Source organism: Aeromonas sp. FDAARGOS 1416 (genome assembly GCF_019048085.1).
GTDB lineage: Bacteria > Pseudomonadota > Gammaproteobacteria > Enterobacterales > Aeromonadaceae > Aeromonas > Aeromonas veronii.
In genome coordinates this window covers 600,359-617,433 of record NZ_CP077301.1, presented here as the reverse complement: position 1 = coordinate 617,433, position 17,075 = coordinate 600,359, and the positions used below count along the sequence as shown (strand labels likewise).

Below are 17,075 nucleotides of genomic sequence, written 5' to 3'. Positions count from 1 at the left end.
CAATGCACAAACTCTCCTGGCTGGCTCTCTCTATGGCCCTCAGCGGCTGCAGTCAGCACAGCACCTATCAAAGACCCGAGCTGGCGATCGCCCCCACATGGCAACAAGCAGAGGGCGCCCAACTGGCTGCGCAAGCCAGCCCTTGGTGGCGGGAATTTCATGATCCCCAGCTCGACAAATTGGTCGAGGCGGTTCTGGCCGCTAACCCGGACATGCATGTGGCGGCCCTCAAGCTCAAAAACGCCAGACTGGGCGCCGAGCAGGCCGATACCAACCTCACCCCCTCGGTCAATGGCACTATCGCAGCCAGTGGCAACAAGGATCTGAAAACCGGCAAAGACACCAACAGTCTGGGCCCCTCGTTGAGCCTCAGTTACGAAGTGGATTTGTGGGGCAAGCTTGCCTCGGTGCGAGATCAGGCAAGCTGGGAGGCGGCGGCAAGCGAGCAGGATCTCGCCAGCACCCGACTGCTGCTGATCGGCAATACCCTGGAGCAGTATTGGCAGCTTGGCTATCTCGGCTCTGCCATCGCGCTCGGAGAACAGCAGTTGGCCAACCTGACCCGAACCGAGCAACTGACCCAGACCAAATACCAGGCAGGAGCCATCACCCGGCTCGATCTGGCGCAGGCACGCCAACTGTTGGCAGGAAAACAGGCTGAACTGGCCTCACTCAAGGCGCAGCGGGAGCAGGCTCGCAATGCCCTGCGTCTGTTGCTGGGCCGCAGCAGCGGGCCGCTGGAGTATGCACCCGCTTCCCTTGCAAAGCAGAGCATTCCTGAACTTGCGGTGGGTATTCCAGCCGATGTGCTGGCTCGCCGCCCCGATGTCAAAGCGGCCGAATTGCGGCTGCGCAAGACGCTGGCAAAGGGGGACGAGATCCGCACCAGCTTCTACCCCAGCCTGACCCTGACCGGCAGCGCCAGCACCGCATCCGATAGATTGGCGCAGGTGCTGCAAAATCCGGTAGGTACGCTGGGAGCCAGCCTCGCCCTCCCCTTCCTTGAATACAACCGCACCCAGCTCGCCATCGAAAGCTCAGAGCTGGATTACCAGATTGCTGAAACCGAGTTTCGCAAACAGCTCTACACCGCACTGGTGGAGGTGGAAGACAATCTGGCCGCACGCCACTATGGCCAGCAGCGACTCGATTATCTGCAGGAACAACTGAGTTATGCCCAGGAGGCCGAACGACTGGCCAAGGCTCGCTTCCAGGCGGGTGCGACCGGCGTGCAAGCCTGGCTTGATGAGCAGAACCGACTGTGGGATGCCCAGCAGAGCCTGCTGGCCCAGCAAAAAGAGCAGCTCACCACCACAGCCAAAATCTATCGCGCCCTGGGTGGCAGCGATAGTGTGACGCCCCGATAGCGCTTCACCTGGCTATTCCCCACTCTGCCTACAGAGTGGGGAATATCATCGCCATAGACCATACCGAATTTCCTCTCCCACACTGCTGCCGAACTTCATTACCCATTATCAGGGGCAGTCATGGCAGCGCAGCCAATTACATGCATCGGCGACCCTGAATATCCCGGCCATACTTTGCGACTCTCTCTATCCCTCACGCCCCCTGATCGGAGATAACGGTTACCGGATATTCCATCAGCAGAGAGCTCGGCTCTTGCCAAGCGGCGCCCCGTGAATCATGAGAGACATATCCGAAGCGCATATCTGCACGACGCATACAAAAAGCGATATCACGCAGTTAATCCTGCACGACAAAATTAATCGCAAACAATGAGTGATATTGAGCAAAGTAACAGTGCTGTGAAACGACGGTAAAAAGGATACAAGCGAGGATGTTGATAACAGTTGGATGGAGAGGCGGATTGGATAACCACGAGTGAAAAGGCAAAAAATAATGCCGCCCAAGGGCGGCATTATTCAATCTCTGAACCTGACGAATTAGATCAGGAAATCGTTCAGGTCTTTACCCAGTGCTACTTGAGCAGCAATGGCTTTCGGCATACGGCCTTGACCGGTCCAGGTTTTTTCCTGACCATCTTCTTCGTACTTGTATTTAGCCGGACGCGGAGCACGCTTGCTCTTGGCAGCGCCAGTCGCAGCAGCCGGAGCAGCGGCAGTCGCCAGCAGCTCGCGAGGATCAATACCAGCCTGCTGCAGCATTTCGGTGAATTCATTCAGCTTGCGCTGACGCTCTTCCTGTTCAGCACGCTCCTGTTCAACAGAATCGGCGCGCTCTTGGTAAACCAGATCAAACTTCTCTTTAGCTTCCAGCAGTTGCTCAAACGGCAGCTCACGAATAGCCGCACGCAGACTGCGAATGTTCAGCAGAACTTTCAGAAACTCGTTCATTATTTCCTCACAAAAAAGTCGGTTACAGGGATACCGTTTCAGAATAGCATGGACAATTCGCGAGAACATACAGTTTTTCTATATTAACGTTCTTTTTTTCTTAAATTTCACCATCAAGATCGAATGCTTGCCACTATCAATAACAAACTGGCTGGAATGCAGATCTTCTGGGTAGAGAGGTGATTACCATCTTGTGTTCAAGAAACATCGGTATTTCAAGACTCATTAATTTCCAGTTCAGCATCCAACAAAACTAACTCGGTAACCTAACTTATAAGCCTGAACGCACACTTCTACCATACGTTCAACATCATGTGACAAGACTACGCCTATCTGTTTAGCAATGAACATGTCTAGATCCTGTCCCGTCCCCCGATGATGAGGGGATATCCCAACTGACTATCAACCCATTCGGCACCACCAATAAAATTACATATTAATCAATTAGTTGAGAACAACGCATGACATTTCAAATATGCTTTTCATAGCCCGTTTGACAGACGTGTGCGTTCGAAAACAGACTGTTCGGATACTGGCAGTCCAGAAGGTAAACAATAAAAAAGCCAGCCGTTTTTAAGGGCTGGCTTTCTATGTAGCCAAATAGCACTATTTATTTTTGGTTATATTCTTGCCTGATTGATCAACACCGGTAATCACTGCCTGTGAAGCAGACCCAGTTAAAAGGGGCTCGGTTGGATAGAGCTTAAGTGCTTCTGCCCGCATCGCATTGGCTTCCTCTGTACGACCCAATGCATTAAGCGCGATCACCATATTGGCGTATATGTTGGCACGCGGTGTATGGCGTACGAATGCCCGCCCCCACTCCAGATAAGCTGCCAGTTCTGTCTTGTTGTTTGTCTGCAGACCCACCATCAGACGAACCGAGTTCACATCAAACTCGACTCGGGTCAACCAAGCCATGGGATTGATGATCTCAAGTAGCAAGGTCGGCTCTTTATACCCACCTCTTTCGTACTTGGTGACTACCCATGCGGTGTGAATTGCTGTGAGCATAAAGGGAACAACCAGCAGCGGGATAGCGATCGCCATAAATCGCAGTAACAGCCATGGGCGGCATTCCATATCCCACCATGATGAGAAACCCTGACTCGCCAGGTTGGTCTCCTCAATTTCGGTATCGATGATATAAATCAGCGTCAGCAACAGCCACCACAACACGATCGCATGGTAGAGCGGGTATTCCGTCTGGGTATGAAGCAATATCGGTGTAACCAGAGCAAGCAGTCCCATGGCATTTACCCAACGCACACTCGCCAGACGCCATAATAATGCTCCCCCCATGATCACCATGCCGACCATGGGTGCAATACCGCCCTCAACAGCCCAATAGAGAAACTCGTTGTGGGGGTGGTCAAGATTGTACTCAATCTGCACCATGGACGGATTCAGCGCTTTATCAGCCATATAGTGATGGAGAAAAACAGATTCAAAACTGCCGTATCCCCAACCGCTCCAGGGAGCCTGTGCAATCAGTTTGGCAGCATAGGGCCAGTAAATAGAGCGCATACCACCGGACTGGTAGATCTCTAATCCGCGCTTTGCTCCAGCCAGCCAATATTGTGATAACAGACCAATCGCTACAGCCAAAATAACCAGACCCAATATCCGCCATAGCAGTCGCTGTCGATAAAGCTGAGGCATCAGTAAAAACAGTGCTAGCAGACTGCCTAACTGCCCAACTCTAGATTGCAAAACAATGAGCAGCAGTGTTGCAGATAGAATGACGCCATAGCGCAACGCCATCAGAAATCGACCACCCTCTTGGCGTAATTCCAGCCAGATAGCAAGGGCAAGGCCAGTTGCCATAAACGTCGCCATCACGTTTGGCTGTTGAAAGATCCCGTATGGGCGATTGGCCTTGGTGTCATAACCAATCCAGTTACCTGGCGTTAAGAGGTAGAACTGAACCAGACCCAGCAATGCCTCCATCGCGATCGCAGTCAGGATGAGATAGAGCAAGCGATCACGCTGCGCCTTATCAAAGCGCCATTGATAGAGTACAAACAAAAACAGCAGACCAGCAAAAAGTCCCAGCAATCGGGGAATGGCATAATCCTTGAGTGCAAAGCCGGGATAGAGCATTGGCAGCAGCAGCAAGAGAGCCCCTATCCATAGAGCTGCTTGTAATGGAGAAGAGAGCAGACGGTGGCGTAAGGTCACCTGCCAAAGCCCCAATCCAATAACCAGCGAGGCAAACACCCATCCCCATGCGTTAAATGGCAAATACAGCCCTGCGCCTCCCGGGTTGTGCATAAAAAAATGCATGCCCAACAACCAATAAGCGATAAAAAGTACGCCAAACAAAACACGTAAGTATTTAATCATCATGCATTCCTAGCATAATTCTGCAGATTGCCATATCTCTTGGGTAGGTAATAAAAGGGCGAGCAGTTTACAACTGCTCGCCCTTTTTGATGAAAAAAGATTAGCTCTATGCAACTTTTTATTACTGCAACTCAGTCAAGCCGTAAAGACCATTCTTGCGGCTCAACATCTGGCCTCCATCCCGTGTCAAAGGAACCCATCCAATGCTTCCTTTCGCGGTTGTTGGCTTGAGCAACATCAAATCAAACGGTATCGTGACATAAATTCCTTTGGTAAAGCTACCTTCACCATACTCGTCTGCAGAAACATTGGTAAATGTTGCATACCCCCCCAAGACAACACCCGAATCAAACCGTTTTGAGAAATCGAATGTAGCACCTTTGTCACCAGCCAAATACTGACCTACGGAGACTTTAGCGGTGACATTACTCATGAATGGTAACTGCCAATATGCAGTAACATGTCCGGTCATCACATCGTAATCAGCCATTTTCAGGGTGTTGTTCCAGTCTCGCTGTTTCACCCAGTTTGCATCAACACCAATAGCCCAAGTCTTACCATATGGACGATAAAGCACCTCACTCCCGACCCCGGCATACATCATCTCCAAATATCCACCATAAGCTTGCCCGTACCAATCTTGAGCAAGTGGTTGCATATGGGTTAACTGCAAGTTGTTGAGTAATACATTAGAAGAATCGACATACTCACGAATCCACGTCCGAACCCGTGGTAAGGCAGCGCCATCTGGAGGAGGAGCTTTATAATTGAACTCATCGTAGTTATTAACCAGATTAACAAACAGCGTACTTTGCAAACTGTTGTTTTCATTTATACGCCAATTAGCATTTGCATTAATGCCTAACTGATACATATAGAAAGACTCAGCACCACCAAATGATTGCGTTAGGTCTGGGTCAAAAGAGTATGAAAATGACTTGCGCTCAGATGAGTAGATAGATTCTCCCTGAATTTTTCCTGCAGCCTGAACCATCGATTTTTCATGTTGTTCTTCTCCCAACACCTGTACCACATTGGCACGACGAACAGATGGGAGATCGATGCGGGTTTCTTGCAACTGGAAGTTCGCCTTACGTTCAACAACATTCAGCTCATCGACCGTACCCGGCAAATAATTTGCGGCTAACAAAGAGGTTCTCTTCATCGCCTCATTCTGATCGCGATACTTGCTCTGCGTGCCGATGACAGTCACAGAATTGGTGGTTGTGTAAAATTCTGTATCCTGCCAACCAGCGTTCTCTTTCAAATCGTCAGTTAGCGCCTTCCACTTCACATCAGTCATAGTGGCTGGAACTTGGTCAGGCTGATAAATGGGTCTCGGCTGATCAATATGAACGGGTTTCATATCATTAAAGTTAGTCCGAAAAGTCACCCCCCACATCAAGGTGTTTCCTCTCTGCCAGCTTAGATGGCTATCCATATTCTCGAAAACTCGGTACACAGCCCCGACATTCCAAGGTGAATCTTGATATATATGGCCAGCGAACTCCTTGCTATAATCATTGCCATCATATTCCAGCTTCAACCTGAGTGGCTGCCATGGTGTTTGATACTCAACACCGCCAAAGAGTGCTGCTGGCCCATGAAACAAGCTATCAAACTCAAACTTACCACCATTACCAGAGAAGCTATTATTTCTTTGACACCAGCTATCTTTATACTCACAAAATGGGTTTTTAATATTATCACTTTCGGCCATATTTCCCCAGCCGATACCGATAGTAAAATCAAAAGGGCCATAGCGTTTGCTAGCCGTCACAAATTCACTATCAAAGAGACCAGTCCCCATTAGATCTCTAAAGCCCAGTGACACCTGTGGCAGATAGTTGGATTCTTGCCAAAGGCGGAACTTGAAATCCATCCCTTTATCTTTATAAGTTTGATCACCACTAAAATCTTCGTAGGGACTGTACTTTTTTGTTCTTACATCGGTATATCTCAGTGTTGCTTCAAACCAGTCAAATGGCTGCGCAGAGATAGACCATCGACGATATTGGTCATTATCAACATAGTTGGCACTGAACTCACCTGTTTTAGCCATTCGTGCGGTAGGCATTTGAAGCAGACCCACACCACCGAAATCACCTTGTGAAGGACCATAAGGATCAATAACAGACTCTGCAGCACAAACAGCTCCTGAAACAAAGATCGCAATATATTTCAATTTAGGCAGCATTATTCTGGTACTCGATTAGCAAGCAGACTGGCAATACGAATATTGATATCTTTATATTGCTCTGGAAGGATTTGGGGATCAAAACCGACAAAGAGCGTAGCACCCGCCATAGGTTCACGATGCAGTTTGTTCCAATTCGCAACAGGAACCTGGCTGATAGAACCGTCAGGCTGGATCAGAAATGCTTCATACTGCGCAGCGCCAGCCAACAAGCGGTAATCCTGCCAATAGCTTGCCAAACTGGCACCAGGCTGAAGTGGCTGTTTACTGCGACCGTTAATCAGTCCCACGAAGTAGATAAAATCGGGCCTTGAAGCAAGGAAAAGGGTGTACTGCCCTTTTAATAGTGGATTACCATGCGGGTCAATTCTGGACTTGGCAGGATCTAATGCGATTGACAAACGGCCACTGACAGGAACTTTGTCCAGCTCTTGTAGTAACTGTTGCGTTGACTGGATCAATGAACCCTTGTCACCTGCTCGCATCCAAAGTACTTGAAGTGCTTTAATATCCTTGAGCAATTGCTCTTTAGTCATCTGAAATTCCGCTATGGTCTTTTCATTCGCAATTTGTGCAGTACGCCAATAGATATCATCTGGTAATTGAACATTAAATAACAGGTCTGCAAGTCTGGAACCATCATGCAACTCAATCTTCGCTGTAGCATGACGCTCAAAAATCACGTTTACATCAGCTTGAGCCAAAGCAAAAAATGGTATGAGACCGATCGTCAGATATCTTTTCATAATGCGTACGGCTTTAATATTGTCATTTCAATCACCGGCAATTCCGGCCCCAATTGCTGCAGGCTTTTTAATACTCTGCCTGTACTAGGCTCAAACCAATAGTAATTATGCCAAGAGTTCTGGTCATGTCCAACACTGACTAACTCGTCAATCAACATAACATCATGTGACTTATCAAGGATTAACAACTTTTCTGGAACAGCAGATATAAACTTAGCCCGCATGTTATATCCACTCACATAATCATTTTCCCATTCTGCAGTATACTGCCAAGACATAGCATCCAGGTTCAAAGATATATCGGGTAAATTTACCATTTTTTGTAATGGATCAGGCCAGGATGATGCCACTAAATAGAGATCATTTTCCAAACCCACCGTCTTGTGCAGTCGACCTGATTTGGTAACAAAAAGCTTATTATCAGAGCTCACCCAGCTCAATGAACCATCAGGATCTGCAAACGCAAGCACTATCAATGCCTGTGGATTATCACCCACTCGCAGATAGGCACTCGCATAAGGTAATTTACGTATTTTTTCAGACGTAACCTCCACATCATCCAGTCCCAAAAGGGCATAGCGGAGAGTTGCATAGGTATCTGAACTGGTGGCGGAACAGCCACTCAAGAGTAATAACCCCAAAGACATAAACAAACGAAGAGAAAACATAGATGGGTTACTCAGTGGAATGGGAAAATAATTGCAAAGCGACAAAAATAAGGCTGCCAATGTGGCAGCCTTATTACAATATCAAACAACTTATTTAGTAGCAGTTGTTGTGTTAGTGCTGGTACTGGTGGAGTCGTCATTGGCATTAGCAACAACAACAGCAGCCAGAGCCGCAGCACCAACGCCCACAGCAACCAGAGTGGTAGTACCTACAGCGGCAGTACCTGCTACGCCAGTGGAACCAGCCGCAGTACCTGCAACTTCTTCAGCTGCAAATGCATTTGAAGAGAGAACCAACATAGCAGCCAGAGTCAACGCTGATTTTTTCATTACAAATTTCCTTATTTAAACATGACTTAAAGTACTAACAGGATATCTTGAAACAGAGCAATTAGCCAGTGTGAGTCGCTCAGATGAGCCCTCTTATCAATGATGAGGTGAACGACCGATTCCATGGCGAACCAATACAATCATAACGCCTAGCATTCCGCCAAGCAGCGTCCCCAATACTACAATCAACGCACGTTTGGGTTTTGCCTTTTCCTCGGCAACCACGGCAGGATCAAGGGTTTTAAAAACGTACTCTTGATTCACTTCAGTCAACATCAAGGTTTTGGTCTGATCCTCTATCAGTTGATAGAACACCTTCTGCATATCTGCGACCGGAGTTTTCTCAAGCTGTGCTTTGAGATAGGTAATGTTACGCGTCGCATCAACTTGATCACGCAGCTTCATGGCCTCGTTGAGGTCGGCCACTAACCAGTCAACCCATTGCTTCGCAGACTCGGGGGAGTAGTACTCTACCGCCACCGTCACCAACCCTGATTTGGCATCCTTATTAATACTGGCAAGTTCACGAAATGCCTTAACCAGCTCCCAATCTGTTGGTTCCACGGACTTGCCAAGAGGCATTTCACGCACCCACTTTTTGCCGGCGACATCGTAGACACCTTCATCAATCACCAATTTACCGGTCGCCTTGTCTGTTTTGGTAACAGCCATCAACGGCACTTCCAACTGATGTTGGCGGATAAAGTGACTTAAGAATTGGCGGGATTTCCCAATTTCGACCGCAATAGCCGTCTTGTCCTGACCACCGCCACCACTGAGATTGACACCAGCCAAGCTAGCAAGACCGCCAAATTGGGCAGCCATTGCAGCAAGTCCACCTCCTTGCTGCTCCGTAGATGGGGCAAGCAAAGCCTCTGAACGATAAATATTTGGCAGAGAGAGTGCAAAAATGACAGCAATAACCGCACCAACCAAGGTACTGGCGACTACCCACCACTTACCACGCCAAAGCGCCGCGAATAATTCACGCAAATCGATTTCATCTTCCTTCCCTCCGTTCATTGCCAAGGTTAAAGGAGGATATTCTTTTACTTGTGCCATAACAAACCAGATCTCAGAAGAGTCAGGTGACCTTCACCACCTGACTGAATGGGTGACCAAATAAACGATGCAATTACTTGATTGCACTCCACGCGACACCCAGTTGATAGAGGACCTGTGTTGCAGAGGTCATGATACTCAGGTTATCCAGATAATCAGAATCAACCGGTACCACTATGGTATCCCCTGGCTCTAGGCCTTTGCGACTACCAAACCAGCTATCACCAGGCAGCATTACACTACCATTTGCTTTGATCACGTAGATACGGTCGGTATCAGCCTGTTTCTTGGTTCCCCCGGCACGGCTCAAGTAATCATTAACACTCAGGTTACCGTCGTAAACGTGCGAGGAGGGGAATTGCACCATCCCCTGAATAGAGACCACATTTTGTAACGCAGGCACATACAGCTTGTCACCATCTTGCAGCATCACGTCAGCCTGCTTGTCTCCAGACAAAATCGCCGGCATATCGATGGTCATGCGACCGACAGCCTTGCTGTTTTCCAGTTGATTAACCACCGTCATCGCCTCTGCAGGCGAGCTGTTGTAGTTAGCGATACTGGATTGACGACGCAGTGTCATCGTCGCGATCTCTTGCTTTAGCTCATCACGCAGCAACGCGATTCGTTCTGCTTCCTGTTTACGCAGTGCTTCACGGGCAAAGACAGAACCATTCGGATTGGCATAGGGGGTAATACCACCAACACGCTGGATCAAATCATGCAAACTTTCTCCACGACGAACCGTATAAGTTCCCGGATACTTCACCTCGCCAAACATCTGTACAGTTGCTTCTTCACGCCACTGAGGATGAGGCAATACGTTCAAACTGTCTTTTGATTGCACCAATGGCGAACCGGTTACCCGATTTGCAGTTGCCAAATCCAGACGTTGATTTTCAATTGCAATATCATTCCCTCGCTCACTCACGCGAGATAACTCAATCACATTTGCCTGTTCGTTAAACCCGCCAGCAGCCATGATCAAATCATGAGTTCGACTATAGGACGTTAAGGGATAAACCCCCGGATATTTAACCTCACCACGCACTTCAGCAATCTGTACCGGTTTACCTTGTGCTGCTTGAGCTTTCAAACGTTCAATAACCGGAGCGAGCAAAGCTTGACGAGAGGCACCAACTAACGCCCCAGTCTTGGTCGTATTAGACACACTAGCCAAAGTCATCTTATCTTCTTTAGTCAGTTGAGCACGACTAACATCGGCACCTGTACTGTCGTCTACAGCGTTGACTTGTTGCTCCATGCGTTGGTTAGCCTGATTGTCAATACTTGTCGACGAACTCTGAGTGCTCGCCAGCTGCTTCAGTCGATCGGTTGCATCATTGCTGAAAATAAGCACCTGATCCCTCGGCTGCAAACGAATGTCGTCTTCCCCACCCGGCATTTGCAACACTCGGCCCAGATTGAATTGCAGCACCTCGATATTACGTTGCGCATCCACCTCACGCACAACCAAGGCATAATTCAAGTCAGTGACCGATGTCAGATCGCGGTCAGCACTTTGCAACACACGACTTATCCGCATTCCCGGCTGGAAGCTGAAAACACCTTCACGAACTACGGCACCTTTTACCACAATCGCTTGACTATATTCGGTGCTGCTCGGCTTGACCGTGACCTTGTCACCATCACGCACGACAAACTGGCGATCATGCTGATTTGACAAGTTCAGGTTAAATACCCGCATCCCGGTTTCGCCATATCGGGTCACCGAAACCTCTTTGAGTGCAGCAGCCTTCATGCCGCCCGCCAACCCAAGCACATTAACCAGGGCTGCGGGACTACTCAATTCATAAATAGCAGGACGTTTAACCAAACCATCGATACTCACTTCACTACCTTTAGCAGGGATAAACACAGTATCACCGGAACGCAAACGGATATCCTGGCTGGTATCGCCCCAGACCAACATTTTGTAGAGGTCGACATCGATCACTTTTTGCCCTGCACGCTTGACCTGGATCTTGCGCAGCGACCCCACAGTATCGATACCACCCGCAGCCTGCAGAGCCTGGGTCACGGTAGCCATTCCATTGACGTTATAGGCGCCGGGGCGATAGGCATCGCCCATCACAAAAACTTGCATGGTCCGTAGAGCACCAAAACTGATAAACGCTTCTACACCGATTTTTTGCTCTTTGATCCGGTTTTCCAGTTCACTGCGTAGTTGCTGGAAAGTCTGCCCACTGGCGGCAATAGGGCCCAGGGAAGGGAAATCGATAAATCCCTCACGGCCAATCGCCAGGGTATAACTCGTATTCTCCTTGCCATAGAGTTGAACACGGATCTCATCACCTGGGCCCATGACATAATCGTCCGCAACCGGCATATCCACTACGGGCGCATCGGTGAGCGGTTCCCCGGCAAAAACGCTATAACCAAAAGGCTGCAACACACCCTCTTGTGCCACGCCTGCAACCAAAGGCCGCTGAGACTCTTGGCTGTAATCCACTTCGCGTGGAGCAGCTACAGGAGCAGTTTTGACCGGAGTGACAATGCTTTGGCTGGTACTCCCTCCCAATTGGGACGAGTCGATACCATACTGAGCAGCCAGCGCCTGCTGCTGGGCAGGAGATAATTGTTTAAATTTTGCCATCATCTCAGGCGTGATTTGTGGTGCAGCCATAACTGGCAAGCCCATCAAAGCCAGTGAGAGAAGCAATCCCTTTTGTTTCATTTTAGTTATTCCACCCAATACCCATAAAAATAAACACCATGATAACCATGAGCAAAAACGGCGGCATGGTAGCATTAAGCACTAACGAAGTCATATCCAAGTGAATAGCATTCAAACTCTATGCTCAAACAAAAACATCATGCCCCTTCTGGTCGATGAAAGGCATGCCGTACCAGCACAATCGCAACGCCTAACATGCCCCCCAGCAGGGTTGCCAATACAATAATTAGAGGACGTTTTGGGTTGTCACGGGTAAACGGTTCTTCCGGTGAGTCGATCATGTTAAACGATGCAAACTCAACATTTTGAAGTTTCAATGCCTTTAAACTACTTAATTGCAGACGAATCTTCCCTAATTCAGGGTTAAGCAGTTCAGGGTCTTTAATCTCATTCAATATGCTCAACTTTTCAGCTAACCCTTTAGCACCTAGCTGAATATTGAAAATTTCTTGGCTATCGATCCGTTCAAGAGGCACATCTACACCGGCCGCCTTACTGATACGCAAACTATATCTAACCCGCTGAAGCTCTTCCTGCCTTTTCAACAAGGTATCAGTTTTGACACTGTCATATTGTGCAGCCAGCGTTTTTATTCTATTCTGCCATATGGATTGTAATTCTGCATTTTTGCGTTTGAGTTGCTGTTGTTGAACAAATTCAATATATTTTTTCAGTCGCTGCAGAGCAAGCGCAGGAGTTTCAGCAGAGACATTTAAAGTTATATCTTGGCTTGTTTTATCCAGAGCCTTAGCAGATATGGAATCAGCTAGCTCACTCATTAACACAAGTTCACTGCGCTTATCAGATACGCCTGCTCTCTCTATTTCGGCCGCGTAGACACCTTCTTGTGTCAAAAATTCCCGCTTATTATTCATGCTATTAAATGCTGAAATAAAACTTTTATAAATAGCGCCTTGCTCAAGCGAGGAAAATACGGCTGCCGATGGAGGGTGCCCGTAGCTGGACATTATTGTTTGTATTTTATCCACAGCCAATTGTAGTGCCGCTACTTGAGATATTGACGGCTCCGAAATAAGGGCATGACTAGTCCATACCTGACGCGCAGTCATGGCGTAAAAAATACCCGCAACAGCAAACGCACCGGTTACCAACAATATCAATGCTTTTTGACGCCACAGCACCAGCAGCAGCTCTCGCAGATCGATCTCGTCTGATGCGGGTGCTTGCACCCATTGGCTAGGAATAACCGGTGTTTTCTCACTCATTTTTTCTCTCTCTCGAATATCTATATTAAAATGACTGACAACTGTAAATAGTACTAAGGCATATCGATGAAATCGGTCGCCAGGCGATCTTTATCAGATAGCAGCAAGGGAAATTGATCAGATAACGGCCATGTTATCGCCAGATGTTCGCTATCCCATCGAATAGTCGCTTCATCACCCGGCAGATAATAATCGGTGCATTTATAAAAAACATCTGCGCAGGTGCTGAGCACATAAAAACCATGGGCAAACCCGGGTGGTATCCACATAAGTTCGCCCGAGGCGGCATCCAGAATATGACCCACCCAATGGCCATAGGTTGGCGAGGTCGGACGCATATCCACTGCTACATCAAAGATACAACCATTGAGTGCCTGCACCAATTTCCCTTGGGGATGAGTCCGTTGATAATGCAGGCCGCGTAAGGTGCCGCCCAGTGAATGGCTCATATTGTCCTGGACAAAATGATAGTGGCCGCAATGATATTCAAACTCGGCTTGACGAAAACACTCACGAAAATAACCGCGCTGATCAAACCATGTTTCTGGCATCAATATCATCACCTCTGCCAGTGCAGTAGGGCGAAATTTCATGGGCAGACTCCTGTCATTACAATTCACCTAAGGAGGATTGGTTGACATTAGTTATAGCAACGCGAGGGATCCAGAAGCGCAGAAAATATTGTCCATAATCACTTTTTGCCAACATCTGAGCCAGCCCGTACAATTGCTCATTATGAAGCCAGACTTGACGCCAGGTAATGGCCAATTTTAGCCCCTGCCATTTTTCTAGGGTCTGAATAAACTGCCCAGCCTCTTGCAAACTACCCGGCGTGCCGGTATCCAACCACACACAATCCTGGCCTAAAAAGGCCACTTGCAGTTGCACCTGCGCACAATAACCATGGTTGATATCGGTTATCTCCAGCTCGCTCCGGGCTGAGGGGGTTAGTTGCTTAGCAAATTCAACGACATTCGCATCAAAGAAATAGAGGTCAGTCACCGCATAATAGCTGGCCGGCTGGGCAGGCGTCTCGATGATCGCCAAGGTCTTGCTCTGCTCATCCGTCATCGCCTGACGTAACTGCATAGGCAATACGGCACCATAAAGCAGATTGTCACTCAGGACCAAACAGACCGGCTCCTCCGCGAGAAAAGGCTCGGCATAAGGGAACATTAACCACCATTGACTTACATCCCCAAACAACTGGCGAAAACGGTGGAGAGCGGCGAGCGTACAAATGACTAGGACATCGCGGATCCGAGCCAATATCAGCACTGACAAGGAGTAATAGCTCATCGGTTTGTCATAGACGGGGAACAACTTTTTACTCACGGCCAGCGTGGTGGGATAAAGGCGTGTCGCAGTTCCCACCACTAAAATAACTCCTTTGCGAGAGACCTTGTTATATAAAAAAGGCATCATGGCTGTTCCTCACATAATGCCTGCAACGTTGTGCTAACCCCCACTCGCCAATCTGGCAAGTGCACGCCAAAACGCTGTGAAAACAGCTGCGTATCTAGCCGAGAATTAAGGGGGCGATTGACCACACCGCCATAATCCACACTAGTGATAGGCTTGAGCCGTGGCACTTTATCTATCAGCCCCAACCGGTATGCCTCACTAAAAATGAAGCGGGCATAATCGAGCCAACAGACGGCACCTGATGCAGCCACATGATAGAGGCCCATCAGTTCCGGCTCATCCAAGATCCTGTCGATGGCTGCCACAGTAACCTCTGCCAACATCATTGCCGAGGTGGGGGCTCCGACTTGATCGCACACCACAGACAACTCATCATGATGTTCCGCAAGCCGCAGCATGGTTTTGAGGAAATTATCGCGCCATGGGCTATGTAGCCAGCTGGTGCGAATGATCAGATAACGGCAACCACTGGCGATGATCGCCTGCTCCCCCGCCCATTTACTCTGACCATAAGCATTTAAAGGGGCCGGGAGATCTGATTCTCGCCAAGGGCAATTGCCAGAGCCATCAAAGACGTAGTCCGTCGAGAAATGCACTAGCAAGGCATCATGCTGCTTAGCCAAAACAGCCAGCTGTGCGACCCCATCACAATTAACCCGCATCGCCTGCGCAGGGGCAAGCTCGGCCCCTTTCACATCCGTGTATGCGGCGGCGTTAAGGATGACGTCAGGGGGTAGATGTGATGCCTGAGAGATAGGCGTCTCAGCCAAAACAATACGCATAGGTGTCACTTTGTACCGATGTCGGTGCGAGGTGAATATTTTTTCAAATCCTTGACCAAGTTGACCACTCGCCCCATAAAAAAATAGGTTAAGTGACCTCATGGGATGAAACTATTCCACGTTTGCGCAACCAAGCCAATATACGCCAGATGGCATTCAGTGCTGAAAAATACAGAAAGAAAACCACCATAAACAATAATAAACTAATTATTTCAGGAATATTAATTGCCTCAATAATTATCCCGCCGGCAGCAAGCAATACCGCTAAAAGACAGATAAACAAGAGGGTTTGACGAGAGGACAACCCGGCCTTCATACAGATATGGTGAAGATGCTCACGGTCTGGTTTAAAGGGTGAGTGCCCCTTACGAACACGACGAACCATAATGGTAACCATATCCATCAAGGGTATAGCAATAAGCCACAGCGCGGTAACAGGATACATCTGGGCTTTTGGGCCCTGAGTACCTTGTAACAAGACCCATATCACAGTAAAGCCGATTAACATACTTCCTGCATCCCCCATAAAGACCTTGCGACGAACATCAAAGGGGAAACCAAGATTAAGAATGATATAGGGAATAACAACAATCATCATCAGCAAACAAAAACGCGCTAATAATAATTGCTGGTCAATATAATTGATATAGGCCAAACCACCAAAAGTAGCAAGGGTCAACCCACCAAGTAGGCCATCAATCCCGTCTACCATATTAAACGCATTGATCGCGCCCAATACAGCAAATACAGTGAAAATATAGCCGAGAGGCCCCAAAACAACCTCGTGACCAAAAGCCAATCCCCCCAAACTTTTTAACGATAACCCAGCACCAAAAATCATAGTGCAAGAAATCAAGATCTGAATAACCAACCGGATACGGTAGTCAACATCATATTTATCATCGATGGCCCCCGTTAATACCAACACAGATGCACACAATACATAAATATCAGAATTAACTAATATATCAGGTTTAATCCATAATACCAACATCAGCGTACAGTAAATTGAAATACCTCCAACCAACGGAATAGCACCTTGGTGGAGCTTACGTTCATTAGGACGGTCTACCAAATTAAATTTTTTCGCAGCCTTTCTGAATAAGAATAAGAACAAAAATGCTAAAGCAAAAAAAATAATATATTCCATTTTATTAATCCGACACAAAGGGGTAATGAAAAGGTAATGAACACCACCTCGAACAAACAATTCAGCAGAGATATAAACTCCATTACCATATACATCCATAGACATGTAGCCTGCTGGCAGCCATAGATAA

14 protein-coding genes are annotated in these 17,075 nt (G+C 48.0%); 1 reads left to right on the top strand and 13 read right to left on the bottom strand.

Annotation, left to right across the window (positions count from 1 at the left end; genetic code table 11):
* Positions 1-2: 2 nt before the first annotated feature.
* Positions 3-1,367 (top strand): efflux transporter outer membrane subunit, encoded by a 1,365-nt coding sequence (locus I6L46_RS02830; protein WP_216977341.1) that lies wholly within the window; start codon positions 3-5, stop codon positions 1,365-1,367.
* Between the two features lie 537 nt (positions 1,368-1,904).
* Here the strand turns inward: I6L46_RS02830 and I6L46_RS02825 are convergent.
* From I6L46_RS02825 to wecA, 13 genes are all read right to left on the bottom strand, one after another.
* On the bottom strand, positions 1,905-2,315 hold the full coding sequence (locus tag I6L46_RS02825) for an H-NS family nucleoid-associated regulatory protein (RefSeq protein ID WP_005344269.1): 411 nt from the start codon (positions 2,313-2,315) through the stop codon (positions 1,905-1,907).
* 606 nt (positions 2,316-2,921) lie between these two features.
* Positions 2,922-4,661, bottom strand: a complete 1,740-nt coding sequence (locus I6L46_RS02820; RefSeq protein WP_216977998.1) for a PglL family O-oligosaccharyltransferase — start codon at positions 4,659-4,661, stop codon at positions 2,922-2,924.
* Between the two features lie 121 nt (positions 4,662-4,782).
* Positions 4,783-6,858 carry a YjbH domain-containing protein gene (locus I6L46_RS02815; protein WP_216977340.1) on the bottom strand — a complete coding sequence of 692 codons (2,076 nt, stop codon included), beginning with the start codon at positions 6,856-6,858 and terminating at the stop codon, positions 4,783-4,785.
* Entirely contained in the window at positions 6,858-7,604 is a 747-nt protein-coding gene (locus I6L46_RS02810; RefSeq protein WP_216977339.1) for a capsule biosynthesis GfcC family protein, read from the bottom strand. The genes I6L46_RS02815 and I6L46_RS02810 overlap by 1 nt, the downstream gene beginning before the upstream one ends.
* Positions 7,601-8,272 carry a YjbF family lipoprotein gene (locus I6L46_RS02805; RefSeq protein WP_216977338.1) on the bottom strand — a complete coding sequence of 224 codons (672 nt, stop codon included), beginning with the start codon at positions 8,270-8,272 and terminating at the stop codon, positions 7,601-7,603. The genes I6L46_RS02810 and I6L46_RS02805 overlap by 4 nt, the downstream gene beginning before the upstream one ends.
* 90 nt (positions 8,273-8,362) lie before the next feature.
* Positions 8,363-8,602 (bottom strand): hypothetical protein, encoded by a 240-nt coding sequence (locus I6L46_RS02800; protein ID WP_108613095.1) that lies wholly within the window; start codon positions 8,600-8,602, stop codon positions 8,363-8,365.
* 96 nt (positions 8,603-8,698) lie between these two features.
* Positions 8,699-9,664 (bottom strand): Wzz/FepE/Etk N-terminal domain-containing protein, encoded by a 966-nt coding sequence (locus I6L46_RS02795; protein ID WP_216977337.1) that lies wholly within the window; start codon positions 9,662-9,664, stop codon positions 8,699-8,701.
* 73 nt (positions 9,665-9,737) lie between these two features.
* Positions 9,738-12,362: an SLBB domain-containing protein gene (locus I6L46_RS02790; protein WP_216977336.1), complete on the bottom strand. Its 2,625-nt coding sequence runs from the start codon at positions 12,360-12,362 to the stop codon at positions 9,738-9,740.
* 137 nt (positions 12,363-12,499) lie between these two features.
* Complete coding sequence (locus I6L46_RS02785) at positions 12,500-13,588, bottom strand: LPS O-antigen chain length determinant protein WzzB (RefSeq protein WP_216977335.1); 1,089 nt, start codon at positions 13,586-13,588, stop codon at positions 12,500-12,502.
* A 53-nt stretch (positions 13,589-13,641) separates the two neighbouring features.
* Positions 13,642-14,181 (bottom strand): dTDP-4-dehydrorhamnose 3,5-epimerase, encoded by a 540-nt coding sequence (gene rfbC, locus I6L46_RS02780; RefSeq protein WP_216977334.1) that lies wholly within the window; start codon positions 14,179-14,181, stop codon positions 13,642-13,644.
* Between the two features lie 16 nt (positions 14,182-14,197).
* The gene (locus tag I6L46_RS02775; RefSeq protein WP_216977333.1) at positions 14,198-15,013 is read right to left on the bottom strand and encodes a sugar phosphate nucleotidyltransferase; all 816 of its coding nucleotides are present in this window, start codon (positions 15,011-15,013) and stop codon (positions 14,198-14,200) included.
* Entirely contained in the window at positions 15,010-15,897 is an 888-nt protein-coding gene (gene rfbD / locus I6L46_RS02770; RefSeq protein ID WP_216977332.1) for a dTDP-4-dehydrorhamnose reductase, read from the bottom strand. Before rfbD ends, I6L46_RS02775 begins: the two co-directional genes overlap by 4 nt.
* On the bottom strand, positions 15,884-17,050 hold the full coding sequence (wecA, locus tag I6L46_RS02765) for a UDP-N-acetylglucosamine--undecaprenyl-phosphate N-acetylglucosaminephosphotransferase (RefSeq protein ID WP_254203121.1): 1,167 nt from the start codon (positions 17,048-17,050) through the stop codon (positions 15,884-15,886). Before wecA ends, rfbD begins: the two co-directional genes overlap by 14 nt.
* Positions 17,051-17,075: the final 25 nt, after the last annotated feature.

Coding starts and splice junctions, on each gene's coding strand:
- I6L46_RS02830 (WP_216977341.1), top strand. CDS start 3: ATGCACAAACTCTCCTGGCTGGCTCTCTCTATGGCCCTCAGCGGCTGC.
- I6L46_RS02825 (WP_005344269.1), bottom strand. CDS start 2,315: ATGAACGAGTTTCTGAAAGTTCTGCTGAACATTCGCAGTCTGCGTGCG.
- I6L46_RS02820 (WP_216977998.1), bottom strand. CDS start 4,661: ATGATTAAATACTTACGTGTTTTGTTTGGCGTACTTTTTATCGCTTAT.
- I6L46_RS02815 (WP_216977340.1), bottom strand. CDS start 6,858: ATGCTGCCTAAATTGAAATATATTGCGATCTTTGTTTCAGGAGCTGTT.
- I6L46_RS02810 (WP_216977339.1), bottom strand. CDS start 7,604: ATGAAAAGATATCTGACGATCGGTCTCATACCATTTTTTGCTTTGGCT.
- I6L46_RS02805 (WP_216977338.1), bottom strand. CDS start 8,272: ATGTTTTCTCTTCGTTTGTTTATGTCTTTGGGGTTATTACTCTTGAGT.
- I6L46_RS02800 (WP_108613095.1), bottom strand. CDS start 8,602: ATGAAAAAATCAGCGTTGACTCTGGCTGCTATGTTGGTTCTCTCTTCA.
- I6L46_RS02795 (WP_216977337.1), bottom strand. CDS start 9,664: ATGGCACAAGTAAAAGAATATCCTCCTTTAACCTTGGCAATGAACGGA.
- I6L46_RS02790 (WP_216977336.1), bottom strand. CDS start 12,362: ATGAAACAAAAGGGATTGCTTCTCTCACTGGCTTTGATGGGCTTGCCA.
- I6L46_RS02785 (WP_216977335.1), bottom strand. CDS start 13,588: ATGAGTGAGAAAACACCGGTTATTCCTAGCCAATGGGTGCAAGCACCC.
- rfbC (WP_216977334.1), bottom strand. CDS start 14,181: ATGAAATTTCGCCCTACTGCACTGGCAGAGGTGATGATATTGATGCCA.
- I6L46_RS02775 (WP_216977333.1), bottom strand. CDS start 15,013: ATGATGCCTTTTTTATATAACAAGGTCTCTCGCAAAGGAGTTATTTTA.
- rfbD (WP_216977332.1), bottom strand. CDS start 15,897: ATGAGGTCACTTAACCTATTTTTTTATGGGGCGAGTGGTCAACTTGGT.
- wecA (WP_254203121.1), bottom strand. CDS start 17,050: ATGTCTATGGATGTATATGGTAATGGAGTTTATATCTCTGCTGAATTG.